General features: G+C 56.3%; 2 pseudogenes. One reads left to right on the forward strand and one right to left on the reverse strand.

The features are described from left to right. Nucleotides 1–462: pseudogene (locus QQJ79_RS15645) on the forward strand (hypothetical protein); the annotation flags it as partial. A gap of 34 nt (nt 463–496) precedes the next feature. Here the strand turns inward: QQJ79_RS15645 and QQJ79_RS15650 are convergent. Further along, nucleotides 497–696, reverse strand: a pseudogene (locus QQJ79_RS15650) (hypothetical protein); the annotation flags it as partial.

Raw genomic sequence — 696 nt, forward strand, 5'->3', positions numbered from 1 at the left:
CGCCGGGAAATTGCCTCCCTCCAGAGTGTTGGTGAAGCGCCGAAAATCCATGCCATGACCGATCAACTGGATGCGGTTGTGGGGGATACGGAAGGGGCGACAAACGCCATTCTTGAAGCGGTCGAGATTATCGAGGACAAGAATGAGAGTCTGGAACTGAACGCCACCGACCCGGATCAGCTGGAAATCACCGAAGCCATCAGCACGGCCGTCATGAAGATTTACGAGGCCTGCAACTTTCAGGATATTACAGGGCAGCGCATTTCAAAGGTGGTCGGGACCCTGAAATTCGTTGAAGACCGGATTTCGACCATGATCGATATTCTGGGCGGCGAGCAGGAGCTGGGCGAGTTGGAACGGATCGAACAGGCCCTGCATCTGGACGGCGACGTGGAATTGAACGGACCGCGTCCGGAAGGCCACGAGATTTCACAGGCGGAAATCGACGCACTGTTTGATTAGGAGTGAGACTTGAGCCGTTCCCTGTCAGAACGGCTTAGGCCCGGTCCAGATCAAAGCCATAGGCGACAACAGACGCCACATCCTTGTGAAAGCGGATTTTCTTCAGGTATTCGCCGGGGTCCTTGGGCTTGACCAATGCCCCTTCAACCTGATTGATCCAGTCATACAGCCGGGTCAGGTAGAACCGCAGCGCCGCCCCCTGACAGAGCAGGGGCAGTGCCTCAAGTTCGCGGT

It is taken from the genome of Brevundimonas denitrificans (assembly GCF_030160755.1).
GTDB classification, from domain to species: domain Bacteria; phylum Pseudomonadota; class Alphaproteobacteria; order Caulobacterales; family Caulobacteraceae; genus Brevundimonas; species Brevundimonas denitrificans.